The organism is Pedobacter sp. Leaf132 (assembly GCF_920984695.1).
Lineage (GTDB): Bacteria > Bacteroidota > Bacteroidia > Sphingobacteriales > Sphingobacteriaceae > Pedobacter.
The window spans coordinates 105295-130029 of sequence record NZ_CAKLBO010000010.1 but is presented as its reverse complement, the minus strand read 5'-3'; the positions used below and the strand labels follow the sequence as shown (position 1 = coordinate 130029).

General features: G+C 39.6%; 32 protein-coding genes. 10 read left to right on the top strand and 22 right to left on the bottom strand.

Annotated elements, in window-relative coordinates; genetic code table 11:
• Window positions 1-17: 17 nt before the first annotated feature.
• Window positions 18-608: a hypothetical protein gene (locus tag LUA86_RS16560; protein WP_231464829.1), complete on the bottom strand. Its 591-nt coding sequence runs from the start codon at window positions 606-608 to the stop codon at window positions 18-20.
• A gap of 469 nt (window positions 609-1077) precedes the next feature.
• On the opposite strand from LUA86_RS16560, the gene LUA86_RS16555 reads away from it, so the two are divergent.
• On the top strand, window positions 1078-1326 hold the full coding sequence (locus tag LUA86_RS16555) for a hypothetical protein (RefSeq protein WP_231464827.1): 249 nt from the start codon (window positions 1078-1080) through the stop codon (window positions 1324-1326).
• A gap of 303 nt (window positions 1327-1629) precedes the next feature.
• Window positions 1630-1758: a hypothetical protein gene (locus tag LUA86_RS19260; protein ID WP_255713486.1), complete on the top strand. Its 129-nt coding sequence runs from the start codon at window positions 1630-1632 to the stop codon at window positions 1756-1758.
• A gap of 167 nt (window positions 1759-1925) precedes the next feature.
• Here LUA86_RS19260 and LUA86_RS16550 read toward each other — a convergent pair whose 3' ends face one another.
• A complete protein-coding gene (locus LUA86_RS16550; RefSeq protein ID WP_231464825.1) occupies window positions 1926-2381 on the bottom strand; it encodes a RadC family protein in 456 nt (151 codons plus the stop codon).
• 412 nt (window positions 2382-2793) lie between these two features.
• On the opposite strand from LUA86_RS16550, the gene LUA86_RS16545 reads away from it, so the two are divergent.
• Complete coding sequence (locus LUA86_RS16545) at window positions 2794-3126, top strand: YnfA family protein (protein ID WP_370634389.1); 333 nt, start codon at window positions 2794-2796, stop codon at window positions 3124-3126.
• A gap of 3 nt (window positions 3127-3129) precedes the next feature.
• Here the strand turns inward: LUA86_RS16545 and arsB are convergent, their stop codons facing one another.
• The 12 genes from arsB to LUA86_RS16490 form a co-directional block, all read right to left on the bottom strand.
• On the bottom strand, window positions 3130-4194 hold the full coding sequence (gene arsB, locus LUA86_RS16540; RefSeq protein ID WP_231464823.1) for an ACR3 family arsenite efflux transporter: 1065 nt from the start codon (window positions 4192-4194) through the stop codon (window positions 3130-3132).
• A 1-nt stretch (window position 4195) separates the two neighbouring features.
• Window positions 4196-4615, bottom strand: coding sequence for an arsenate reductase ArsC (locus tag LUA86_RS16535; protein WP_231464821.1), 420 nt, complete (start codon window positions 4613-4615; stop codon window positions 4196-4198).
• Between the two features lie 11 nt (window positions 4616-4626).
• Window positions 4627-5112 carry a GNAT family N-acetyltransferase gene (locus LUA86_RS16530; protein WP_231464819.1) on the bottom strand — a complete coding sequence of 162 codons (486 nt, stop codon included), beginning with the start codon at window positions 5110-5112 and terminating at the stop codon, window positions 4627-4629.
• Between the two features lie 10 nt (window positions 5113-5122).
• Window positions 5123-5590: a DUF6428 family protein gene (locus LUA86_RS16525; protein WP_231464817.1), complete on the bottom strand. Its 468-nt coding sequence runs from the start codon at window positions 5588-5590 to the stop codon at window positions 5123-5125.
• 55 nt (window positions 5591-5645) lie between these two features.
• Window positions 5646-5975 (bottom strand): helix-turn-helix transcriptional regulator, encoded by a 330-nt coding sequence (locus LUA86_RS16520; RefSeq protein ID WP_231464815.1) that lies wholly within the window; start codon window positions 5973-5975, stop codon window positions 5646-5648.
• A 131-nt stretch (window positions 5976-6106) separates the two neighbouring features.
• Window positions 6107-6286: a histone H1 gene (locus LUA86_RS16515; protein ID WP_121951155.1), complete on the bottom strand. Its 180-nt coding sequence runs from the start codon at window positions 6284-6286 to the stop codon at window positions 6107-6109.
• An 88-nt stretch (window positions 6287-6374) separates the two neighbouring features.
• Complete coding sequence (locus LUA86_RS16510; RefSeq protein ID WP_231464813.1) at window positions 6375-7643, bottom strand: hypothetical protein; 1269 nt, start codon at window positions 7641-7643, stop codon at window positions 6375-6377.
• 60 nt (window positions 7644-7703) lie between these two features.
• On the bottom strand, window positions 7704-8138 hold the full coding sequence (locus LUA86_RS16505) for a hypothetical protein (RefSeq protein WP_231464811.1): 435 nt from the start codon (window positions 8136-8138) through the stop codon (window positions 7704-7706).
• A gap of 235 nt (window positions 8139-8373) precedes the next feature.
• Window positions 8374-12657: an AAA family ATPase gene (locus LUA86_RS16500; RefSeq protein ID WP_231464809.1), complete on the bottom strand. Its 4284-nt coding sequence runs from the start codon at window positions 12655-12657 to the stop codon at window positions 8374-8376.
• Between the two features lie 390 nt (window positions 12658-13047).
• Complete coding sequence (locus LUA86_RS19360) at window positions 13048-13158, bottom strand: HNH/ENDO VII family nuclease (protein WP_370634391.1); 111 nt, start codon at window positions 13156-13158, stop codon at window positions 13048-13050.
• Window positions 13159-14135: 977 nt separating this feature from the next.
• Window positions 14136-15293: an MFS transporter gene (locus LUA86_RS16495; RefSeq protein WP_231464807.1), complete on the bottom strand. Its 1158-nt coding sequence runs from the start codon at window positions 15291-15293 to the stop codon at window positions 14136-14138.
• 75 nt (window positions 15294-15368) lie between these two features.
• The gene (locus tag LUA86_RS16490; protein WP_231464805.1) at window positions 15369-15950 is read right to left on the bottom strand and encodes a TetR/AcrR family transcriptional regulator; all 582 of its coding nucleotides are present in this window, start codon (window positions 15948-15950) and stop codon (window positions 15369-15371) included.
• Between the two features lie 316 nt (window positions 15951-16266).
• Between LUA86_RS16490 and LUA86_RS16485 the strand changes: the two genes are divergently transcribed.
• The gene (locus LUA86_RS16485) at window positions 16267-16470 is read left to right on the top strand and encodes a hypothetical protein (RefSeq protein ID WP_231464803.1); all 204 of its coding nucleotides are present in this window, start codon (window positions 16267-16269) and stop codon (window positions 16468-16470) included.
• Here LUA86_RS16485 and LUA86_RS16480 read toward each other — a convergent pair.
• The gene (locus tag LUA86_RS16480) at window positions 16467-17861 is read right to left on the bottom strand and encodes a site-specific integrase (RefSeq protein ID WP_231464802.1); all 1395 of its coding nucleotides are present in this window, start codon (window positions 17859-17861) and stop codon (window positions 16467-16469) included. The genes LUA86_RS16485 and LUA86_RS16480 overlap by 4 nt on opposite strands.
• A gap of 301 nt (window positions 17862-18162) precedes the next feature.
• Here LUA86_RS16480 and LUA86_RS16475 point away from each other — a divergent pair, with 301 nt between their 5' ends.
• Genes LUA86_RS16475 through LUA86_RS16465 form a run of 3 tightly spaced genes read left to right on the top strand, consistent with a single transcriptional unit; the run spans window position 18163 to window position 19852 of the window.
• Window positions 18163-18915, top strand: coding sequence for a TIGR04255 family protein (locus tag LUA86_RS16475; RefSeq protein WP_231464800.1), 753 nt, complete (start codon window positions 18163-18165; stop codon window positions 18913-18915).
• Window positions 18912-19382 (top strand): hypothetical protein, encoded by a 471-nt coding sequence (locus LUA86_RS16470; RefSeq protein ID WP_231464798.1) that lies wholly within the window; start codon window positions 18912-18914, stop codon window positions 19380-19382. The genes LUA86_RS16475 and LUA86_RS16470 overlap by 4 nt, the downstream gene beginning before the upstream one ends.
• Before the next feature lie 5 nt (window positions 19383-19387).
• Window positions 19388-19852 carry a hypothetical protein gene (locus LUA86_RS16465; protein ID WP_231464796.1) on the top strand — a complete coding sequence of 155 codons (465 nt, stop codon included), beginning with the start codon at window positions 19388-19390 and terminating at the stop codon, window positions 19850-19852.
• Window positions 19853-19979: 127 nt separating this feature from the next.
• Here LUA86_RS16465 and LUA86_RS16460 read toward each other — a convergent pair whose 3' ends face one another.
• The 6 genes from LUA86_RS16460 to LUA86_RS16435 are packed head-to-tail and all read right to left on the bottom strand — an operon-like array spanning window position 19980 to window position 23176.
• Window positions 19980-20300 carry a hypothetical protein gene (locus LUA86_RS16460; RefSeq protein WP_231464794.1) on the bottom strand — a complete coding sequence of 107 codons (321 nt, stop codon included), beginning with the start codon at window positions 20298-20300 and terminating at the stop codon, window positions 19980-19982.
• Window positions 20301-20337: 37 nt separating this feature from the next.
• Window positions 20338-20622, bottom strand: coding sequence for a hypothetical protein (locus tag LUA86_RS16455; RefSeq protein ID WP_231464792.1), 285 nt, complete (start codon window positions 20620-20622; stop codon window positions 20338-20340).
• Window positions 20612-21025 (bottom strand): hypothetical protein, encoded by a 414-nt coding sequence (locus LUA86_RS16450; RefSeq protein ID WP_231464790.1) that lies wholly within the window; start codon window positions 21023-21025, stop codon window positions 20612-20614. Before LUA86_RS16450 ends, LUA86_RS16455 begins: the two co-directional genes overlap by 11 nt.
• 10 nt (window positions 21026-21035) lie before the next feature.
• Window positions 21036-21485, bottom strand: coding sequence for a hypothetical protein (locus tag LUA86_RS16445; RefSeq protein ID WP_231464788.1), 450 nt, complete (start codon window positions 21483-21485; stop codon window positions 21036-21038).
• A 7-nt stretch (window positions 21486-21492) separates the two neighbouring features.
• Complete coding sequence (locus LUA86_RS16440) at window positions 21493-22362, bottom strand: hypothetical protein (RefSeq protein ID WP_231464786.1); 870 nt, start codon at window positions 22360-22362, stop codon at window positions 21493-21495.
• A gap of 1 nt (window position 22363) precedes the next feature.
• The gene (locus LUA86_RS16435; RefSeq protein WP_231464784.1) at window positions 22364-23176 is read right to left on the bottom strand and encodes a hypothetical protein; all 813 of its coding nucleotides are present in this window, start codon (window positions 23174-23176) and stop codon (window positions 22364-22366) included.
• Between the two features lie 129 nt (window positions 23177-23305).
• Between LUA86_RS16435 and LUA86_RS16430 the strand changes: the two genes are divergently transcribed.
• The 3 genes from LUA86_RS16430 to LUA86_RS16420 are packed head-to-tail and all read left to right on the top strand — an operon-like array spanning window position 23306 to window position 24302.
• Window positions 23306-23872, top strand: coding sequence for a response regulator transcription factor (locus LUA86_RS16430; protein ID WP_231464782.1), 567 nt, complete (start codon window positions 23306-23308; stop codon window positions 23870-23872).
• Window positions 23869-24096 carry a hypothetical protein gene (locus LUA86_RS16425; RefSeq protein ID WP_231464780.1) on the top strand — a complete coding sequence of 76 codons (228 nt, stop codon included), beginning with the start codon at window positions 23869-23871 and terminating at the stop codon, window positions 24094-24096. Before LUA86_RS16430 ends, LUA86_RS16425 begins: the two co-directional genes overlap by 4 nt.
• On the top strand, window positions 24096-24302 hold the full coding sequence (locus LUA86_RS16420) for a hypothetical protein (RefSeq protein ID WP_231464778.1): 207 nt from the start codon (window positions 24096-24098) through the stop codon (window positions 24300-24302). Before LUA86_RS16425 ends, LUA86_RS16420 begins: the two co-directional genes overlap by 1 nt.
• Here the strand turns inward: LUA86_RS16420 and LUA86_RS16415 are convergent.
• Window positions 24282-24575 (bottom strand): hypothetical protein, encoded by a 294-nt coding sequence (locus LUA86_RS16415; RefSeq protein WP_231464776.1) that lies wholly within the window; start codon window positions 24573-24575, stop codon window positions 24282-24284. The genes LUA86_RS16420 and LUA86_RS16415 overlap by 21 nt on opposite strands.
• Window positions 24576-24735: the final 160 nt, after the last annotated feature.

Sequence of the window (24735 nt, the reverse complement as noted above, 5' to 3'; positions counted from 1 at the left end):
GGCAAGGCAAAAAGGAATTAAGCAGGTATTGTAATCTCGGCCTCAATTTCAGCGAGGCGATTTGTACACAGGTCACGCACAAAGAGGGCAACCGCTTTAATGATTACGGGGTTTTTCGTCGAAAACTTGTTGCGTTTATCGTCCGTAAGTTCGAGTTCACAGCCCTGATAATAATTTGAGGTCGTGTCTTCGGCTTCTTGCTTTTGCTCGATCTCAAACTTATCTAAGTTGTCAATGGTGTGCACGAGTCTACCCCTTTGCACCATTCGACGGTGAAGTTCTTCCACCAGTTTCAATGTACCTTCCAAATTCAACGCGGGTTTTTCAGGTTTCCGGTCAGCTATTTTTGGTTCGGTCTTTTCATCCTTAGCCTGTGGCAACTGAACGACTGCACCAAGCGACTTTGGTGCTTCTAAATTTTGCTTTGCATTCTCGGTTTTCGAACCGCCTGCGGTTTCTTCCTTTTTTGATTCCTCTTTTGTAGTTGCCTTATTATCTGCATTTAGATTTGCCTTGCCTGCCAAGGGTTGATAGAATGGATTCTTTGCGTTTTTAATGTCCAAGAATTCGGCTTTTCCATTGGTGTTATTGATATTTTGATTTTTCATGATTTCTGATTTTTAACATTGAAAATAAACTGATTAATGAGTTCCCCAATTGGGGCAATGTTTCCTGTGCGCTCCAACCGGCGCGGGGTTGGGATTGGTGGGCTTCTGTCTTTCAATGGGTCCATGGCTTAATTATTTTTTGTTCAAAGTCAGTCGGCAGGAGCCTCCCGGCTTTTTGTTAAGCCACCTCTCCTTGATACAATCCAGATTGCAAGGCAAGACTTTGCGAAAAACAAATACGCTTTGGAGCGCAGCGAGAAAGGAAGATTTTTTTTCGGCAAACCCTTTAGGGCCCGGTCTTGCCGGCAAACGGATTGTTCAGAAATTTGCTACTCAAAATGCCTACAGGTACTTTCAGCAATTAATTGAATTAAACACCTGTAAGAAAGACCATTATGTGGAAAACTAAAACACCAACCATCAACAGTTATCCTTAATTTTAGGCTAGTATTCATTAAATCAAGTTATTATGTCAGGAAACAAAAAAAAGACCTCAGCAGACGTTGCCTCAAAGGCGTCCGATATCTTAAGAGATCCAAATGCTTCGGCTACCGCAAAATCACTGGCAGCATCAGCAATGTCCCAGCGGAATAAAAGTCACCAGACCGGCGCAGAGATGGAAGACAAGGCCTCCAAGGTTTTAAAAAGTGATAAGTATAGTGATGCTACAAAGGAGATGGCCGCTTCGGTCCTGTCACAATCGAATAAGGAAAGATAGTTCTGATTAAAATAATTGGCTTGTATATTACGGTGCCGTCGCCCGGATTTATACAAAAGAGTGTTAAGAGGCGTTTTTAAAGACAAGTCAACTGCTCGCAAATACTTGGGGCAGCGTTCTTCAAAGACCAAACAATAAGCTTGGGAAAAGGATAGCGCTCATATGCTTAGCTTGACAAATAGAAAAAAAACTTGCAAGCTTTGAACGGGATGCTTACCTTAGTTCTTGAGAGCGTTAATTTAGATAAACGGAGGTATGGCAAAGGCTGTACTTCCGTTTTTATTTTATTTTTTTTATCATTAAATGCCTCAACAAATTAAACCCATTATTGATAGAGAGGAGGTAAAAGCATTTGGCAACCAAATCATCCAGGAATGGAAAGTAAAAACAGATTGTTTTTCAAGACCGATTAGCACATCTACATCCATTTAAATGAGAATTAAACCGGACGATTCTGCACCATCACTCTTTCCTAAAATTGATCTGTTGATTCTGAAATAGCTTCTGTCATTCGCTGCGATGGTTTAAGCCAAATCTGTTGATGTCAAAAAATGAATAAAAAAAATAAGCTTCTGCGGAAATTCCGTAGAAGCTTATTTTCACATCATTCCTTCGTCGAGAAAGCTGAAATAACGATCCGGGCACACGATGATATGATCGAAGACTTTCAAATCCAGTAATTTTCCTACCTCTGAGAGTTTTCTGGTCAGTTTGATATCTTCCTCACTTGGACTCGATTCCCCTGAAGGATGGCTATGCGAGAGGATGATACCACTTGCGCAGGCTTTTAGCGCTACTGCAAAAATAACCTTTGGATCTGCTATTGTCCCGGCCATTCCGCCCTGTGATATGTTGACAATACCGAGCACCCTGTTCCTGCGGTTGAGCAACAAGATCTTAAACTCCTCGATGAGCTCAATTTTATTCAAGTCCCAGTTGCTCATCAATATGTCATAAGCGCTATTGGAGCTATCGATCTGCGGACGTTCTGTTGCTTTGAACTTCGGTTTGTAGCTGATTTGAATTTCAGCAAGCTGATAAAGTGAATTTTCCATAATATTCTGATTTAATTATGGTGCATGAAATGGTTTGGTTTCCGCCAAAGAGATTGAAGCAACGGAATAAATGGAAAAGCGGGAATGGCCACAGGCGGGTTTATGCCGGAATTTCTGTCTCGTGCCGGAAAGCCAACCTATATTTGCAGCGGATTAAATGATAACCCTCTTTCACCTTCGAAACGCTGGCCATAAGTTAGGCCTCAGAAATCAAAACCCCAAGGCTTTAGCCGTTGACACACCCTTGAACGATGAAGGCAGTTTAGCGACAGCATTGCAGATTTAAATACAGATGGGATTTGCAAACAAGATAGGCTCCATACCGATTCGAAAGATAATAGATAATTAAACTCGCGGTTTATTCTACTGATTTTTTTGGTTTATCATCTTCAATTAGGAGTACATTTGGATTATGGAGATTTTAAAATCATTATCGATATTCGTTTTAGCCGGACTTTGTGAAATTGGCGGTGGTTATCTTATCTGGCTATGGCTTAAAGAAGAAAAACCATTCTGGTATGGTCTTATCGGGGCTGTTATACTGGTTGCTTATGGCGTTATCGCAACCTGGCAATCTGCAAACTTTGGAAGGGTCTATGCTACCTACGGTGGCATATTCATTGCCATGGCATTGGTCTGGGCGTGGAAAGTCGATGGCTTCAAGCCGGATAAATACGATGTTATCGGTGCCACGGTTGCGCTAGTCGGTGTCTGCATTATCATATATGCCCCAAGACCTGCGTAGAAATTAGCTGGTATAGTACTTCTTACGAAACCAGAATGCCAGGTTGACAAGCGCGATCAGTGCCGGAACTTCTACCAGTGGGCCGATCACTCCCGCAAATGCCTGTCCGGAATTGATACCAAATACCCCTATGGCAACGGCAATCGCCAGTTCAAAGTTGTTTCCTGTAGCGGTAAAAGCAATAGAGGTACTTCTTGAATAATCCGCACCGAAGTACTTACCTGCAAAAAAGCTTACCGAGAACATAATAGAGAAGTAGATGATAAGTGGTATGGCAATGCGAACCACATCCATCGGAATCTGAACGATCAGGTTTCCCTTAAGGCTGAACATGATCACGATAGTAAAGAGCAGTGCAATCAATGTTATTGGTGATATAAACGGAACAAACTTATCCCGGAACCATTCTTCACCTTTCATTTTGATCAAGGCGTATCTGCTGATGATACCCATTGCAAACGGAATTCCCAGATAGATGCCCACACTTTTGGCAATTTCGCTAATCGTGATATCTACTTGCAGGCTTTTAAGGCCAAAGTATGGCGGAAGAACGGTAATGAAAACATAGGCGAAAACGCTATAGAGCAGTACCTGAAAGACACTGTTGAGGGCTATAAGTCCAGCTGCATATTCGCGGCTCCCCTCTGCCAGCTCATTCCAGACTACCACCATGGCAATACAGCGGGCAAGTCCGATGAGGATAAGACCAACCATATATTCAGGGTAATCCCTTAAAAAAGTTATGGCCAAAAAGAACATGAGAAGCGGGCCGATGATCCAGTTCAGCACCAATGAAACCGTTAACACTTTTGTGTCCCTGAACACTTCGCCCATCTTTTCATACCTAACTTTCGCAAGTGGCGGATACATCATCAGAATCAGCCCGATTGCAAGCGGAATATTAGTCGTTCCACTGGAGAATGAAGTGATAAAATTTGATGAAGAGGGAATTAAGTAGCCAATACCCACACCGATTGCCATCGCCATGAATATCCAAAGCGTGAGGTAACGGTCAAGGAAACCAAGTTTTTTACGCGCAACAGCAGGCGCACAATTGTTCGCTGACATCCTAACGTTTTAAGTTCTCGTTAACAAAGTTCTGTGCGTATTTGCGGATCATTTCCCTTACCTCACGGAACTGTTCCATCACTTCTTCTTCTGTTCCGGTAGCTTTGGCAGGATCCGGAAAGTTATAATGGAACTTTACTGCATTGGTCGGGAAATAAGGGCAGCTCTCTTTTGCGTTATCGCAAACGGTGATCACGTAGTCGAAATCGATACCCATGTATTCATCAATGTTGTTTGAGGTATGTCCGGAAATGTCTATTCCATCCCTTTTCATGATCTCAACGGCCTTTGGATTAACCCCATGGGTTTCAATTCCCGCACTGTATACTTCCGCTTTATCTCCGGCAAAATGTCTTAAATAACCTTCTGCAATCTGGCTTCTGCAACTGTTTCCCGTGCAGAGCACTAATATTTTCTTCATAAATTTTATTGTTAGATGATTGTTTTACTTCTTCTTTCCAGCAGCACCGTGTCCCGCCAGACTCCGTTCTGCTTTCCAATTTTCTCTCTAATTCCAAGCGTCCTGAAACCCTCCTTTTCATGGATGCGAAGGCTACCGATGTTCTCTGGAAATATACCTGCCTGTAATGTCCATATTCCCTCTGCTTCACTCAATGCAACAAGTTCTTCTAAAAGTGCAAGTCCGATTCCCTTTCCAGATTGTTCGGGGTCAACATATACGCTGACTTCAGCCACCCCGGCATACACGCAACGTGAAGAAACTGGTGTCAGTGCAGCCCATCCCACAACCCTATCATTAACAAATGCCACTATGCTGCAAGTGCCAAGATGCGAGCTGTCCCATTCTTCCCAAGAGGGTGCGCCGGTCTGAAAAGTGGCGTTGCCTGTTGCAATGCCTTTCTCGTAGATTGATTTCACCGAATCCCAGTCCAATGGCAATAATTTCCTGATTTCCATAACTAACGGATTAACAGCATCCGCCACCGGGCGTACAACTGTTCGCCGCACCAGCCAGATTAATCATTCCTTTTTTTGCAGCTTCTTCAACGCCGCAAGCTTCCTTTGCAAGACAGGCAGTCTGCTTGGCAATCAGCAGAAAGTTCGTTCCATCAAAGCCAAGGTCATATTTTCCAATGGTAGCCAATTGGTATTCCACCTCTATTTCAAGGTCTTCCATACCCAATACCTTTTCGGAAAGGGAAATGATATTCAACAGTTTGCCTGCTTTCAGGCGATGTTCGTAGTCATCGGCATCCCATAATTGGAAGTTTGCTACTTTCTCATGGCGCACCTTTCCACCGCAGTCAATAAAATCTTTAGTGATGATACCCACTTCTGTTACGTGGAAATGTTCCGGTACGGCTTCTCCGTTTTCAACCCTAAAATTAACGGCTTCAGCTTTTGCCAGGATGGTCTTGATTTCTGATAGTTTCATATATTTTCTATTTTATTTATCGTAATTTTGCGATTGATTTATTCAAAAAAAAGGCTTAACAACAGCCTTTTGGATCTATATAAGAACCCATAAAATTTCCAAAAAGCTTTTGCAGATGGCTCCATGTTGTTGGCTCTATGCAATAGCAGACTTTCACCCCATCGATAGTGCCCTGGATGATGCCCGCATTTTTGAGCTCTTTCAAATGCTGTGAGATCGTTGCCTGCGCCAGTCCAAGTTCTTCTACAAGGTCGCCACAGATACACGCATTAGCTGAGATAATCTGTTGCAAGATTGCAATTCGAGCGGGATGTGCGATTGCTTTCAAAAGCGTTGAAAGCTCGTTCTGTTCCTTGTTGAAAATTTCAGTCTTAGTAAGTCCCATAATTTTATATCGCAATATTACGATATATTTTTCAAATAAAAAAATATTAAAAAAAGCACATGAGGCGATTTCTGAAAAAAAAATCCCGACCAGTGGCCGGGATTTTCAGATTCCCCAAAACAGCGATGTTCTTATTTTGCGCTATTTTTCTTTTCTGTTACCTCTGCTCTGATTTCCTGAGCTAAAACCTTTAGGTCTTGCATCGCTTTACGCACCCGTGTACCTGCCGCAGCGTTGCCGCCATCATAAAATTTAGCAGCGTCTGCCTCAATTGCCGACACCAGTTCTTTTACCTTTTCAAACTTTTCCATAATTGTTTCTTTTGCCGACCAAACCGTCAGCGATTATTAAATTAAATATTTGTTTACAAAAAATGAGCCACTAAAGTACAAAAACGACTTAAATGCCCAAGCCCTGACCGGCAGAAACCTCTTTTCCCTTTGATTTTGTTACAGCCTTATTTAAGGAAGGCTCTTTGAGAAACTGCTCTCTTTTTTCTGCCCTGCCATTGGCTGCAAACATGTTCAGCTGGGAATAACGGGGTACCGCTTCCACCTGCAGCTTAACCTGCTCGCCATTTTTTTCTACGGTGATAGACGGGCGGTCACCATTTTTAAGCTGCGCTTCCAGTTTTTCCCGCTCCTTTGGATTCTCCAGTTCTTTGATATTGAATTTATCAAGCACTTCTTTTAAATTAAATCCATAAGAAGGATCATGGTACTGGTTCATGTTGAAGTTCATATGCCTGTCACGCGGTCCATCCAGATCCAGCTTCATCCAGGCTTTATACGGCAACCCGCCTTGGGTCAGCATATCCTCACGATAAACCGCTCTTCCCTCGATTAAATTCACGGACTGGGAAGCCGTAAAGCCTTTGCCTCTTTCTACCCAGATGGTCTGTGGCAATGGCGGATTTCGGAAAGTCCTGCCGAATTCCTTGTCGACATAATTGATCTTTCCTTCTTCCATGGTGGCAAGCTTTGTTTTGTGGGCGGCATCTTTTCCAACAGCAAGTTCGGCATTTCCAGTATGTTTTTTAAATACCTGGATAGCTTCAGATAGATTTTCTCGTTTGAAGACATTATTTTTTCCGGGGGTTTCACTGGGAGAAATGACCAGGTACTTTTGGCCCGCCTCTAATGGCTTGCCTTCATTGAGCGCCACATCATACTTGTTGAGGTAGTAATTTTCGGACTGGCCGGATTGTTTGAAGTAAAGATTAAGATCAATCTGTCCCTTATGTCCATTGATCTGGTCCTTTAAAATAAACTCGGGAAGATTGGATTTCATGTTCTCTTCCATTTTTTCCTGGAGCGCCGTGCTGAAGCCCAGCGCTTTCATCTCAGACTTGAGATTTTCTAAATTGTTTAAGTTCATACTATTTATGTTAATGGTTAACTGATTAGCTGTTTTTAATTCTTGAATTAACTGGTCGGCTTCCCGATAAAAAACGGGAAGATCTTCTTCCCGACCAGGCAGATAGCCAAGACCTTCCTTTTTTTCGAACTCATCTATTGCCTCGTCCAGGGTCTTAAATGTTGATATCTGGAAAGGCTGCAGCCCCATATTTGCAGGCTGCATTTCAAATACTACATGTATTTCCCCTACACGTTTTGCATTTTCCAAAAGACGGATGATTGCTGCCGCATGATTGGTCTCCAGCCACATAGATTAATTTTTAGTGATTTTCTTATCTGCCCAATCCCTGATTTTTGTCCTTCCTATTGTTCAGATCAAGTTTTTTGATGCTGAGCTGCTGATGGTGTGGATCTTTTGACCTTTTAAAAGATTTTCTTTCAGTTCATATAGCGGAATGACCTCTTGATTCTCATTGCGAAAAATGACGCCCTTATCTCCGGGATTTGCTTCGAGATAAAACGGATCAACATTTTCCGGACTGAAAACCGCCTGAGCCCCGCTTTTGATAATTTCCAATACTTCCTGAGCATGGATTGCGGGGTATTCTAGCTCTTTGGCCCTTTCAGCAAGGACCTTATCCAGGGAAAAGCGTTCATTCAGCACATGTTCCCGCAACGGGAATTGGCCATTATCATCGGTATGCTCAAAATCCAGCTGAATCCATTTTTCGCCGATAATACCAGCCTCCTGGTCTATCCTGACTGCACCCCCTTTCAGTAAATAAATCGCATGGTTGACATGCAATTGGAAAAACCAGAGTAGATTGACCCCGTCTCACCGGAAATAAATTTGCTATAAATAATTGGTTGCCATTTTAATATTGAATTGGCGGAAAGGGGTCAAATTAATTGGTTTGTCCAAATAAACGTTAACAAACCAAATCCATGGTATTGGTTTCACATGGATTTGGCTTTGTGTAGTTAAAAAACGATAGGCTGACTTCTTGCTGTATTCAACTGAAATGAGTTGTTTAGTTGCACTAATTGAGCACTTTTTCCATAGCCTCGAGAGCTCTTACCCTGATGGAAGGTATACTGAGCATGCGGTCAAACTGATCGAGCGCAATTTGTTGTTCCGCGGCATATTTGAACTTTAAGTTGCACAGTTTGGAATAAATGGCCAGTACCAATATCAAGGGCTCATCGCCCATGTATGCTGTCTGGGTGATGTCTACCTTAAAGGGAAGATTCATTTTGCAAAGGAGTTTGAGGCATTCACTGGGATACAGCGCAGCACATTCGGTCAGGTATTCAAAAAGGTACCTTGGGTCTTTGGCAAAATGAACCGTCGTAACATATTTTTCCATAAAGTTATACAGTGGCAAAAAATGCTCGGTGGTAAATTTTCTCAACACCAGGCCTGAAAATTCATGGGAGAGATCTTCCTGGCTCTGCCCCAGACATCGTTCCAGAACCTGGAGACACCGGTCTCCTACTCCGTGTTCACCAATCAAAAGATCTTCCGCCACTTTCATAGCACAGTGTAAGGCCTGCCCTCCTAGGTTCATAAAATGATCATACATCTCATAATCATCGATGCGGTCAAAAACCCAACTGGTCACAAAAAAATAACTGGTTGAGTAGAGTTCGGGATAACGAAGTACCTGCTGGAAATAAAATCCCATTTCATCGTGCCGGGTATTGTTGTAATACTGGGCTGAATTCATCGAATGTTTGAGGATTTCCAGTTCATCATAGCTTACCAGTATTTTAAAGATTTCAAAAGCCCTATCATTGTTCAGTCTATTTAGGTAGGCGATATGGGCCATGATGCCGCAGGATAAGGTTAGCGTTGGAACCTGACCAGGTCTTATGATATACTCTATGGTTTCAAAGACGCTTTGTTCGTACTGGGGGTATTCGCCAAGATCCATTAGGTTATCAATTGCAGTGCCACGTGGGGTATTGATGAAGTCACTCATCTCCTGCCCTGGATTTAGCCGGTCGTGCTCATGGGGTTCCCAGCGGGCTATTCTGATCCAGAAGTCTACTACATTCTTGGTCACCATTTTCTGATCTATCAGAAAACGGCTATGCCATATGGCGTACTGGGTGTATTCCCTGTCCAAGGAGAGTTCTATTTCCTTGTAAATCAGTTGTGCGGTTTTCTCGACGTTATCTTTTACTTTGATCAGTGCAGAAATACCATGGGAAATGTAGCGTGGCGAGACGCCTTTATAGTCAAATAATGAGTCAATAAATTCGTAGAAATAGGATGGATCTTTTTCCACTGCGGCCTCAAAAGATCTCCCGTGTTCCAGAATGTCTCCCCGCATAAAGTCTTCATGTTTATAACCTTCATTTATCTTGATCATACTGGAAAGCCAGGCGTCATGGTCAAATTTATCAAAATTGGGATTGTTTAAAGCGGACTGGCCACCGCCCCACTTCATTCCGCTACTGAGTTGTGCGGTATTGTGGTCCAGCTCCCCGTAGCGGCGCTGTAACATCTGATATTCGCTTCTTATGTCCATATCATTTTTGAGGATATCCTCGGGCAGAGCTTTTAAAAAGAGGTATTTCTTTTGCCCGAAGCGCAATTGATATCTCTTTTTACCCTTATCGTCGCTCCATTTATAAACCTGGTAGGGAAGGGTAAGTGCAAGCAAAATCTTTTTGATTTCTGCATACTGCGCCGGATCAAACAAGGTCATAGAAGCCGCGATCAGTCGTCGGACCTGTAGTGAGAAAAAGTCGTCGCTTCCTTTAAGTCCGTTTTTTTTATGGATGGTGATAACCAGTAGGTAGATCTCATCTGCAAATTCATTTGCCCTGTCCCGCAGGAGTTTCATCAGCAGAGAAAGAAGCGGTACAAAGTTGGATTGGTAATGCTGCTGAAAAAGTAATGCCAGTTCTGTCCTCTGGCATGACCGGTAATATTTAACCAGAAAGAACTCTATGGATTTTTCATCTGGGCTGTCTTTATAATAAATGTCGCTTTCGTAATGTCTGGATCCTAAGAGCGGAGAGGAAATCTTCTCGTAAGGTCCATAGTATGGGTGATCGGTGCTGGCTAGAATTTCCAGATGGATGCCGAAAAGAAATTCAGCGGTAGCTTTCGGGTTAACTTTATAAAGATGCTCCACGATCCGGTCATACCGGTAATCAAATTTCATCCGCTGCCCACTGCTTCGTTTGGCAAGAAAAATAGGCCTGAGGTTATCCAGCACAATTTCGATGTCCAGGAAAGAGATCTTTTTGAGTATTTCAAAATACCAAAGTTCGTTGTTCTCGCTATAGGGATAATGCCTTTGAAAAAAGGGCATTAGTTCCAAAGTCCAGACTTTAAGGCCCGGCAATAAGTTCGAGAACAGTTCATGCTTATTTTCAAGCTCGGAATTTTCAATATATTCTAGGATCATTTTGGGCTGTAAGGCTAGATTACGATAAAAAATACCATAAATGGTTTTTGGATCCTGCGGTAAACATTCGTTCTCCAGAATAAATTTGAGCCAGCCTGAAGAGCTGAATACTTCCATGAAAAGCTTTCCATGGCCGCTCTGCAGGAGCCCGTAAACCATTTCCTGCTCTTTTTCGGTCGGCTGATCAATCAGCCCCAGGGTGGTGATGAATAGATATTGGATATGGAAACGTATTTTTTCATTTTCAAGCACGCCATGATATAACTGGATGTATTTTGGGTGATCGGCGATGCGGAGGTAATCTATGACGTTTTTGACCAGGGAACGGATATACAGGTTCTGTTGCTGCTCAAACATATAGCTGATCAGGTCCTTTTTTGAGTCGACAAACCAGCGGGCCAGATAATATTCATAAAAGGACTGATGAAAAAAGGACAGTTTTACCCCGTGACGGACCAGAATACCCTGGGAGATCAGATAGTCGATTTCTTTTCCGAAGGATTCCAGGTATTGCTGCTCTATCATATTGGGATGAGCGGAGTACATCCTTTGTACTATCTCGTCAAGGCAACCAGCAACGTAAATACGGCTTCCTTTGAGCAGCTGCCGGTACAGTTCGGTATGTAACTTTGCGATATCAATCTCTGTATTTTTTTCCAGCAGGGCGCTCAGGTCCGGTATCTTGGAAAACAGTTCCAGATTGTAGGGCACTCTTAGCAGCTCAAGGAGTTGGCTATATTTGACATCAATCTTTAAAATCTTCAGCACAGATGCTACTTCGCTCGGGGAGAGTATTTCTACCTCGATGTGTTTGGTTTTTTGCTGGTCGTTGAAGCGGATCAAATCGGCATCATATTCAAGGTCAAAGCTTCGACTGGAAATAATTACCCGGGTGTTTCGTTTCTGCAATAGGTAATCGATTAGCGACATATAAGTTTTGATCCAGCGGCGGTCAGTTGACAGGGTTTGTGACAAGGCATCCAGCTGGTCGAGTAAAACGATGATGGGCTTTTCCGAATTCTGAGCTTTGGAAAAGATATCTTCGAATGATATACCTGCCGAAAAGAGCTGTTTGGCCAGATCCTGGGTATTGTTATCGTAATACTGGTCACATTTTAGGGCCAAAACATAATATTCACTGCTTTTAATCAGTTTCCTATATGCATCTGCAATTACTGTGGATTTGCCTACCCCTTTTTTTCCTTTAATGACGAGCACTTTTTCCAAATTGTCTTTGCCCTTTCGCTCGGTTTTGACCCATTCCAAAATTTGTGCGGTCTGTATCCTGGGCAGATGGGTATTCCTGTCGGCTGAAAAATAGTTTTTCAGGGTGCCAATATGGTTCGAACCCCTGCTGAATTCGGTTTCCAGCCCGTATGGGTTTGGTGCGGTTCTTTGCAGCAGCAGGGCTATATCTTTTTTGAGATCTTTATCGAATGTCTGGTCATAAAGGCAATGCTGTTTCAAATCTTCGATGAGATCCAGTCCATCCTGCAGCTGAATGAAATCTTTATCCAGATGGTATTGCTCTTCCTGCTCGGTCTTCCATTTAAACCACCACAGGTGTTCCTCTTTGCTCAACCGGATGGGAAGGCATAGCGTCCAGTTGAAGGCTTTATAATCCTCAGCTGTTATGACCCTTTGGAAGGATGCTTTGATTTGTTGTTTCTGGCTTGCGGCAATCCCATCCAGAAAGAATTTGCATTGATATACTCTTACAGGAGAAATGCCGAGCTCCCCTACAAAAACATCTATTCCGCCGTCACCCGCACTTACCCTAGGGCTTTTGACATGATAACCGATGAATTTCTTTCTTAGTAAGCTGGTGCAAATCTCTTCAAATCTGGCTCTGGCACCTTCAATTTTGTATTTTTTTGCCAGGTAATCCCATTCTGTCATCATGATTAGTTTATTATTGGTCTGACTGGCGCAGATCGAGAGCGCGTAATCAAATCTTTTTTAACAGTGTTGTTATTTTTGGTTCCGGTCGCTGTATCCTATCAATTTTTTGTGATCAGCGCAGCGATCTGGTTATGCTGGTAACTGATGCCCAATTACCTGCAACCAGGCATTTCCTAATCAGTTTTCAGACGTCCAAATTACATCAAAAGAAAGATAATTTCAAGATGGTGTGCAAAACTTGCAGATGCTGGGTGTACAGGCATTGGCAGTTCTCTGCAACAAGGGTTTAGAAAGTTGGGAATAAATTGCGCTTGTTGGCCTAGTAACATCTTCCTTCACTCCCATCGGTCTGCCGACTTTGTTGGGGAAGGTGAGTCCTTAGAGATATGTTTAAAGAGCAGTAGCTAACTCTTTATGAAATGTTTCAGTTATCTCCGACATTGCTGCTCCATCAATTTGAATCATGTGATGCAAGTTTACCGATTTCCCATCAATTTCAATAGAAGCTTTCCAGTTGCCATACGTTCCAATTTGTGCCAGTTACTTTTTTGCCTTTTTCTATCCAGCTTGAAATTGCTTTGGAGTTAAAAATATTCTTTCTTGTCCCACTCTTCCAAAATTTTTGAATGTGTGATCAATTTAATGTTACCCAAATTAACGTAATCAGTTAGTTTTTGTAGGAATATACTCTAGGCATTCGCATGGATAAGCCTGATGAGCGAGTAATTATCGATTAAATGAACCATAGAATTATTTCAACCAACATAGTAAAATATCTGGGAATGAGTTTTCCACCTTCAGCGGTTATGCCTTGTCCTTAGATAGTTTGTTATCAAATTTCCTATAAAAGCAAATTAATTCGTCTTGAATTTACTTTTTAAAACGAGTTAACGAGCAAGGCTTGCTTCGAAATTTTCAAATTAGCAATTCTCTTTAAATCTCAATAAAAAAGTTCGTTAATGGTCTTTGTCCTAGCACACAATTTTAATTGCGAGAAAGTGTTCCAAAAATCTCCCCAACCATGAGAGAGAAAGATTTTTAGAACACCAAAAATTTTACATTTCCTTAAAGTTTTAAACCTCATTTTGCAACTTTTTTTTCTCTAAAATCCTTTCTAAAACCTCCAAGAAGCCAGAAAGGTGTTCTAAAAATTCAGCATTCCCTGTACGAACGGGAACTGTACTCATTTCTGAAGGTTTGCTTCAAAAAGAGCAATCCTCTTTCTTTGCATTTCAATACGTTTTGCCTAAATATCTAATTTATCTACATCGCTAGTCACGCAAATTTTGGATAGATAAATATATGTGAACGTTCCTTATAATGAATGATAGTCAATATTGCCTTTTCAAAGATTCCGTAATACTTGCCAACTCAGGGAAAAGCTTTAATATATAAGTAAGTTAAATTGTTCTTCTAACTTAAAATGTAGGCAACTTTTACCTATCCGATCATTTAACCCGTTTGCTCATAATAAAATATTAACTGCTCTTATCTAGCCAGGCTCTATAAAAAACAGCCAATGTTGCCAATACTCCAAAAGAGACTCCAACCCAAGGAGTGATTGAAATCCCATAATGATTGATAAACCACCCCCCTATTGCTGCACCTAATGAAACTCCCAGATTCCCGAAGGAGGTTTGCAAGCTATTTGCAAATTCCTTAGCATCCTCTGCAGCCGACACCATATAACCCACACCTATCAGAAAACAAGGCCCATACATCATTCCCCAAAATCCGATAACCAGTGCTATACTGAATATTGAACCACTAATATAGTGGAAAGCTAAAGGAACCAAAATAGTCCCTACAAGGAAAAATAAGGTCGTTTTAACCATATATTTCCCCAATAAACGACCTGCCAGAAAATTTGAAATCACCCCCATCACTCCAAATAACAGTAATGCATAGCTAATTTGCCCAGCACTCAAACCTTTAGCTTTGGAAAGATAATCGGCAAAGTAGCTATAGGAACAAAACCAGGCGGTGATCAAAAATAGGTTTACTGCTGTTCCAGCAATGAATCTGGGACGTTTAAGTATACTCAATTGATTTTTAAAAGATTTAACTTCAGTATTTGGCATGGATGGGAGATACCTGTAAATAATAATTAGTGTTACCAGAATAATCAGCCCCTGAATAACGTAACTCAGTTGCCACGCATAAATACTTGCAATAAATGTGGTGAATGGAATCAGTGTAAACTGTGCAATTGCTATACCTCCAATGATAATACTGGTTAACCGCATTTGCAATTGAGGAGAGGTTTCCTTCGTAGCCGCAGCAATAGCCATAGAAAAAAAAGCAGGATGTAAAATGGAGGGCAGTATCCGGAAGATCATTAGCAACCAAAAAGGGGGAGTAAAAAAGGAGAAAAAATTAGAGATCAGAAATAGTCCAAGTGCATTCATCATGATTTTCTTTTTATCGAATCTGGATGCATATAAAACCATAAAAGGTCCAGTAAGCGCAATCGTTAAGGCAAACATGCTCAATAAATATCCTGCCGTTCCAATATTGATATCATATTGTTTTGCTATCTGCGGCAAAATGCCAATCACACCAAATTCAGTGCTAATAATTCCGACCACGCCCAAACATCCTATGTAGGCTACTTTTTTGTTGACAATTAAATTCATATTAAACTGAACGGTTTAAAAAAGACTAAAAAAATATTTATTGTTATTTAATACTATTAAGAACTTTAAGCGAAACTAGGCTTTGACTAAGCCAATCAGATTTTCTATCATTTTATGGACGGTCATGCGATTTTTATTCAGCGCATAATTTTTGAATAAGGCACTCGAGGAGGAAGTAAAGAAATCGGCAGTTAGCTTCGTATCCAAATCAGCTTTAATACTACCTTTCTCCTGACCGTCTTTTAATATTTTAAAATAAATCTCTTCGATTTTTTTCTCATTAATAACCAACACACTCCGTACTTCTTCATCAGTAAGGGCAATTTCAAATGCCATCTTTACAGCCAGACAGGTCCTACCTTCCTTAATACTCTGGTCGACTCCCAAGTGAAAAATTTTTCTTAGGGCTTCGATTGCATCAGCGTGAGGTTCGCGTAAGATACCTGCGTATTCAGATACTTTAGCTTTCATATACTTAGTTAAAGACTTGATCAATAACTCTTTTTTATCTCCATAGGTGGGATAAATACTACTTCTGTTAATTCCCATTCTGCTCTCTAAGTCAGTAATAGAAGTTACGTGATACCCCTGCGTCCAGAAAAGTTCTAGCGCAATATCCAGTTTCTGGTCATAATCAAATTCCTTATTTCTTCCCATATGCTGCAAATATAAATTTTAAACTGTTCAGTTTAAAATAAAACTTGAAATAATTCATAATCACGTATTATCAGCCCTAACCATTAGATCGAAAAATTTAAGAACACCAAAATTTTATTTTTCTAAAATTTTAAAACTATTCTGAAAATTTTTCTCCAAAATCAATGTTATGACCTCAAAGAAGTCAACATGGTGCTCTAGTAATTTCTTTAGGTAAGGCGATTCCCATATTGAAAGTATGATTTACGTTGTACCTAAGGTAAGGGATAAAGATTATGGTTTAAGTAATTTAAATTTATGCTTTAATGCGTAATTTATGGAAATATATAAAGAAAGTGCTGAAACTCCACAACTGAACAATCAGGAACTTTATGAAATTGTATTGGATCTATCCAGAAAGATCAACGACATTCATCGCTTACATTTTTCGGAAAATCAATTAAAAAAGCGTAAAAATCAAAAACAAAGGTTTCTTGCAGAGATCTTGACAAGTCCTGCAAGAAACCCTAAGAAAATTTAAATGGCTGGAATTGCTTTATCCGACCTAACGAATTTCAGCAGCTCTTTCAGATAGGTTTCCGTTTCCGAAAGACTTCCATGCCTATTGGCCGAACAGATTTCTGCGAGGGTCCATCCTGCCCTGAATTTTCTTACGTTTGACAGGTGTTTAAACGAGTAGAGTGTATAGTTTTTATCCAACAAACCTGTTGCCTCCAAACATTTCTTGAATCTATTATAGGCGTAATTTTCTGAGCACATACTCCGTGAGATAAATGTTTGGGCAGAACCAAGCAGAAAATATTCCTTACCGAATTTTTCTATCTGTAGTTTATCCAGTTCAACTCTTAAGCTCACATCAATATTTACAGGGATTGATTTTTTATTCTTCGACACGGTACCGGGCACTGTAATGGTATTTTCCTCCAGATCAATATACTTCAACTGAAGAAATCTAAGCTCCTTCGGACGGATGCAGGTGTAATAAATCATCCGCACAAATAGCTGACAATATTTATCATGCTTATCAAGCCAGTCCATGATAACCTTAAAATCACGTTCCGTAAAAACCTGATGGGACTGTGTCGGCATTTTTTTTCGCGTCTCACAATCAGTTACAGGATTCTCTGGAATATATTTATTGACCTTTAAGTACCGAAAGAAATTATTGAGGCCGATCCTGCAGTTATTATAAGTTACCCCCGCCCACTTTTCCTCCCTTTCCTTGAAATTGAGAAAATCGGTTATCTCAAAATCACTGATCGTATTCACCTTTTTACTACCGCCATGGTACTTGATGAAGGAGTTTACTGTTGAACGGTAAGTACTGATTGATTTTGGCCTGGTTCCCTTTGCTTTGTGATAGGATTCAAAAAGAACCAATGCTTCATCAAGATCAATGCCTATTAGCTCCTTTTTTAGCCTGGCATTTGCCTGCTCATCCAATGGATTCCAACCGCCCTCGAGTGCAATCCGGTAAGCTTCACACAGATTGTTAAAGTTTTTAAGTTTTTGCCGTGGATCTTTAATCCGGTTAAGCTTCCTGGTCACCCTGATTCGCTCCATACGCTCCTCTGATGCATTGTGAAAAAAGAACTCCACATACCAACTTTGCTTAGCCACTTCTTTCTCCAAGGTGCTTCCTACAGGAATCCTGGTTATATTTCTTCCCTTTACGACACGGGGAACAGTATATGGCAACTCAGGAATCTCAATGAGGTCAAAATTAGGACCACGAGGAGTTCTTCCCTGGAACTTACTTTCGGAATACCCAATGTTTTTTTCATTTTCTTCAGAAGGATTTTGATTTTTTCGCCGTGCCGCACGGGGTGAATTTTTGGTTCCCGAGCCGTCTAGTGGCAGACTTGTGTCAGAGTTACGAGGCAAAAAATCTTCTAAGTCTTTGTTTTTCAATGACTTAGAAGAACCGGTGGAGAATATCGGATTCGAACCGATCACCTCTTCACTGCCAGCGAAGAATTCAACCTAACGTAGATGATTGATATTCATATGTTTACAATAACATTAATAAACCAACTGTAAAACATATGTGTGGTTCGTTCGTTTAGTATGCCTACATGGATAATTTTATCCTGTGAATTAAAATATGCTACTAATTGACATTAGTAACTTTTTAGACGATTATTTGTTGTAATTAATCCTATTTGGATATATAAATTGAAATTACTAATTATATTTGTATTATTGTTCTCGCATGCTAAATCAAAAATACCCAACTCTCTCCAAGCCTCCAATTCAGACAGCTGTATTTCAGATAGGCTTTGATAGCATTAGTTCGTTTCCATTTAAGGATGAACTGATAAATGCATTTGCTAAGAAAATTTCTAATGTTTTTACGGTATTTAATAGGAACTACAATAGAACATTAGAACTTGGTAAGGTAAGACACGAGGATAAAAAGGTAAAAATATCCGAGCCAATAATTGATACTTATATTTTTGCTTCGAGTGATAATTCATTGGTAATTAACATTACGAAAAGCTCGTTTATATTCGAAACACGTAAATATACAACTTGGGAAAAACAGATTGATCAATTGAGAGAAATCTGGTCTATCTACTCAGACATGATTCTTGCAGGCGGGTATAAAGTTAATAGAGCATCCACTAGATTTATTAATAGAATTGAAATCCCAGAAATGGTAGATCCAACACAATACTTTAATACAACTCTATATGCTGCATCTAATGTAATACAGGGAGAAGTAGATTCATTTTTAATACGATACACCACCAAACTCAAAGATATTGATATCCAAACCCATGTTACACAAGGATTCGAGCCTGCAATTGGGAAAATCTTCCCATTCGTTTTTGATATTGACGTTATTTCACTGAAAGAATTAACTTATAATAACCTTTGGGATGAGTTTGATATTCTGAGAAAAGTCAAAAATAAAACTTTCTTTTCAAATTTAACTGAAAAAACTCTTAATTTACTTCTATGATATTGAAGAAAACTGTTACTATGGCACCTGTTCTGTTAGCATTAACTGCAGGAGTTTATAATTTTCAGAGTACAAATATGTTGTTTAATGAAGCAAATTTACCGATAGGATCTCATGCTATTGAGCAATCAGGTTCAATAAGTAAAATATTTGGTGATTATTTTCAGCTAGATGAAAAATATCTTGAAAGCAGGATTAAATTTCTTACGTCTAAGTGGCTTAAACAAACTATAATTTTATCTGACGTTCATGCAATAATAGCAAATGAGAATTTTCAGCAAATTTTAAGTCTCGGAGAGTTAGCAATTCCTTCAATATTAAACGAACTTCGTATAAAACCATCAATATTAGTATGGGCGATGAATTTGATTACAGGTAAGAAAATCTCAGCTACTAATCTCACTATCGATGAAGCTTGCAAGGCATGGGTTAAGTGGGGAATTGCTAATCAAAAAATACATCAATAATTTTAATGACTCTCAATACTGACGAAAATAAATCTCTATTGTTCGATCTTTTTCCTGGCCTAACAGATGACAGCGGGTTCGAAATCACAAGCCCAATTGACCATGTTTATAATTGTATTGCCTGGGCAAATAATGTGTCGAACATTTGGTATTGGCCGTATCCAAAACTCGACGGGGTTAGCACTTGGCCTAGTGATAACGAGAGTCTACATTATTCGAACATTGTCGAGGTGTTTCGAAAAAAAGGCTTCGAGCTTTGTGAAAATGGCGATTTTGAAGAAAATCGTATAAAGATTGCAATATATGTTGACGAAAATGATCAGCTTACACACGCGGCTCGACAAGATAGCAAAGGCCGTTGGAAAAGCAAACTAGGCCGCTTATTTGATATTTTTCATGGGACACCTCACACAATCGAAAACGAGACCTATGGTAAAGCCAAATATTTTATGTCAACTAAATATCGTTAATAAGATTTACACTTGTTAACTTTATTTTCGACTACCAGAAATTGTTCATTGGCTTAAACAATTTTGAATTTAAAAACGGGAATTTCAGCCGCTATCACTTTGCGATAGAACCTGTAAGCACAAACCCCTAAACTTTCGTAAACGGATAATCTGGAAACTCTCCACCTAAAGATTCAAACTTGGCTGCCCAACCTTTCTTAAGCTCTTCGTATCGATTAATGGTTTTATCTTTTACCAGTTCTGACCAAACGAAGTCTTGAGCGGCGTAGAGAATTTCATTGGCTGGCCTTTTCATTGTGTCGCGTTTTTTGTATTCAGAATAAAGATCGGTTTTACCTGCAACCTTAATGTAGTCTTTGATGGTACTAACATTGCTTGCCATTACAAAGAAAACGATTAGAGCTATCACGCTTACTAAGCCTGATATGGTGAGTATTATTTCATTCATGAGCGTAAATTTTAATAAATATAAAAATTAAAATAACTTATTTCTTTAACCACTCCCCTTTTCCAGTCAAAATCCAATCTGCATTAACTCCATACTTTTCGCTCAAAAGATTAATCACATAAAAGCTAGGAGTTCTATTAGGTTCCTTCTTTAATCGATGATAATTAGGATAAAGCAAATCATGGTTAGCGCAGAAGTTGAACATGTTTTTGATTTTGCCTAATTGCTGCAGTCTATCCATGACGATAAAGAATCGCTTGTTCACTTCGATATCGTAGGCTTTAGACCTTGCTCCTTCTGTTTGCTTCTCTTTATTTTCCATGTTGCTCTGCGAGTTTAGACCAGCGATCGAGTTGTTTTTGTTCGTAGTTGTAAGCGGTGAAAGTTGTTGCAGCATTTTTATATTGTTTTAGTTCATCATCGGTCATGTACGGAAGATATTGCTCTATCTTGAGCATCTCTTGTATATTTTGGTGCAAGAAAAATTTAACTTCATTGAAATGGCCAGGCGTAATCATCTCACCATCACCCAAGATTAACCACCTTGCATCAACATCAGGATAGAGCTTTAATATCTTAATTACTGGCTCAAGTCCTACACTCCCACCCTCAGCAATCAATCTAGCTACATATTGAGGTGTAGCTTCAATTAAAGCCGCGAATGCTTTTTGGCTTCCACCCAACTTGATATCTATAACCTGCTTAATTCTTTTGTTGATTGACATTATGTTCTGCTTAATGGGTTAAAGTGAATCGTTGTTCAAACTCCTCTTTATTCATGGCGAACTCGAACCTTATATTATTATAGAATAGTGAATGTCCCTGTTTAAACATCCTTGAAAATTCTTTTGTAAATAGAAACCCTTCAACGTAAGCATCTTCCAATATCCGCTCTACCATTTGAGTTAACTCAGCAACTCTATTTAAGTCAGTGTGAAAAACATTTACATTGATAACCCCATCGACATAACGTTCCGCATTTTCATCATAATCCTCAGTCGCCTCAAATACCTGGCAGCAGAGTAAATTCAATTCAACAGCATCAACCTTACATTCCATTGGCCTGGGCATAAGATGAAAACCACTTTCCGGATACAACTCATCTGACCATAGCTCATTATCTCTGATGTGTTCCAATGCAACATCCAGAACAGCTTGCTCCCAGGGTAAAAGTGTTTTTTCCATGGTTATTTTATTTATCGATTGTAGCCTGAGTTATTTGTTGCTGAGTAAGTGTTTTCGACGTACCGTCGAAATACAAAACTTTCAGAACGCTAATTTTTACACGCTCGGCTACTCTTGAAAAAAATAGATTATCAAACGAATATGAGGCGCTTTCGCCGGCCAAAATGGGACCTACACCAGTCGCTACCTTCTTACTAACTAAATCCCCAACTGGATTTATTGCGGAAACGGTCGCGTACACATACTTGATCTTCTTTTTCGAGAAATTAAATACAGAAAATCTAATTCCTGTAACGTAGTCATCATCGGAATCCGATAGATTGATAGCTATGCCAGCAATACCTAGCCCCAATAATCGGGCTTTTGTAGCATCGACCCGTGTATAATCTTCTAGGTAAGTTTTTGAAAAAGATGTACCTTTTATAAATGTCAGATAAAATCCTGCATAATGATATTGAACATAATTATCATCATCTTCATTTATTGTAACGGGTGCTCCAACATATTTTATTATATCAGCAGTGTCTAAAGTTGCTTTTGTTAAATTTCTAAAGTCATAATCAAAAATACTAGATGAATATTGAGTTTTTTTATACTCAGCTAAGCACAGCTGGGCTTCAGCTTTATTTTTTGCGAGTATTGCAACTGGCATGTTCACCAAAGGCTTGTAGACTACAAGACCATGTTTTGGCTCACTATTAATTGCTAAATATGGATTTTCAAAATAATCGTGTATAGACCCGATAGTTTTATATTTGGACCTATCGACGCCTAACAAATCGGAGGCATCTGGCTTATACCATTCTTCCTGACCCAGGGATACAAATGGCAACAAAACAAAAAAGAATAAGAGAGATTTAAAATTTAGATATTTCATTTTATCTAGTTTTTTTAATTATTTGTACAACACTAAATATTTGCTCAACCTCATCAAGGTAAAGTTCCTCATCTTCATAATTAGGATTTAACGAATGTATTTTGATTATACCATCTTCTACGTCATGATTGATTATTTGTTTAATAAGAATACCTTCAGTCTTGTGAACTATAATCCAATTATCATAATTGTGAGTATGTAACTTGTAGACCCATTGGTGTCTGGGTAAATCACGACCTATTGCAATTCTTCCTGGAAATATGCTCTGTTCGGCAAGTTCTTCAGAGTCTAGGCAAACCATACTATCACCTCTAACTTCGAAGCCTAAATACGTACCTCGATGTTCCTGCTCGACTGCGATCACTACATATTCAAAATCGTCATAATACTCTGCGTCAGCAAAACCTCTCAAGTAGCCCGCGTAAGCTTTTGCTGGCACGACCTTGACTTTCATTCCCATGGTGCCATCAGCAGCATAAAGAAACTTTTTATCTGTCTCATCTTCATCCTCTTTATTTGGATGAAGTCTGATAGGCATAGCCTCATGCCTAGGATTTTTGAATTCATCATTAGGTTTTAGCATCGCACCGAAACCATCAATTAAAAAGGGCCCATTTAAATCTGGGAATGTATTTAGAATTTTCTCCAGAAAGGAGGGTTTAATAGCAGTTGAGTTTTGAGCCATTTTTCCTAACCTTCCGTTACCAACCATTAACATTTGCTCGGCCTCTCTAAGGCTTAATCCTCTATATTTCAGAAACAATGCTAGCCGTTCGTGCTGTCCTTTTATTTTTTCAAGCTGAGATTCAGACATTTAGAAATTTCTAATGATTTTTCTACACTTTTCTATATAAGTGTAGAAATTTCTATTTACATTTGTATTATATAACAAAAACAAATGTAGTTAAACGCGATTAATCGCACAATCCCAAATAGTAACTAAATGTACAATGCAACTAAAAATAGCAGATTAATAGCGGGGCTGATTGATAAGTCGGTAGAATTCTTTGTGCATAAAAACGAAGTGTACTGCTTACATGATGGCTTACGATTCACATTTGAAGAGATTCCATCATGGATACTTGATATCGTCGAGGCGGACATGCTTAAACATCCTGAGGCATTAAAAGCACTGGCCACATGGGAGAACCTTGATAATGAAGAGCATATCAGACAATATATCATTTGCAGATTCGGAGGTATTGATGATGAACCCGATATCGATACTAAAGGCCAGGTTCACGAAGCTGAATATTTCGACTGCGGCTTAAGAGGTACTTGCAAATATGAAGGAAAGCTATGTACAGCACTTAAAGTTGAAAATGGTTATCTGACTAAAATGGAGCTGGAAATATTGAAGCATTTAAGCTTGACCGATAAAGAAATAGCATGCAAGCTTAACATTTCACCCGACACTGTAATATCTCATCAACAAAACATAAGAACAAAAACTGGCTTAAAATCAAAAGTTGAGCTAGCAATTTTCGCTCAAAAGAAAGGCATCATATGACAATCGTAAACATTGAAAAATCACCGACTTGGACCGACATGCTAACTGGCCTTGCAGTAGGGGAAGAACTAAACGCTCCTTATGATAAAATGAGATCAATCACATCTCTCATCTCGGGAACACTAAAATACAAATACACCGGAATGTCCTTCGCAACCAGCAAAGCAATCATCAAGGTGAAAGAAAAAGAAGTTCAAGTATTAAACATTAAAAGAATAGCGTAATGGAAAAAATTTCACAAAGTCAATTGGAAGATGAGTTAAATAGAATAGCTCAAATGGAAGTAATTGAGCAGAGGTTATCTGACGGAAAAGACACTGAACTTGGCAAGTACTTATTTGAGAGAAAAATTAAGGTCTCCAAAATGCTAATAGAGACCTTAATGAGTGATGATGAAAAAATGAAATTTTTAAATCGGGAACACACCTAAATTTCCACTTTTCTCTGAGTCTTTCAACACAAGTTCGAATGGTTGAAATTCATGATAGTGGAAGATATATTCAGATGTTTTGTTAGCATTCTCATTAATTGAGCGGTATCTACAACCAACTGAACCATCACCAAGAATTTTCACCACCAGCATTTTAGGGTATTTCCACTCAAAATGAGATACAAAGTCCCCGGGTTTAAAATTTGAATCTGACATAAATAAAGAGATTAAAATAAATGAATCGGCCAGCACAGACAGCAAATCAACTGGCATCTATTCAAACTTAACTAAAATATAATTCATCAGCAAAATCGCAACAACAATGAATTTATTCAATCGCAACAACAAGAAAACTATCGGATTGCAGCAACAATCCGATATTAAAGCCCGGACGGTACCGGTAATATGCCGCTACCCTCACCGGGCAGATGCC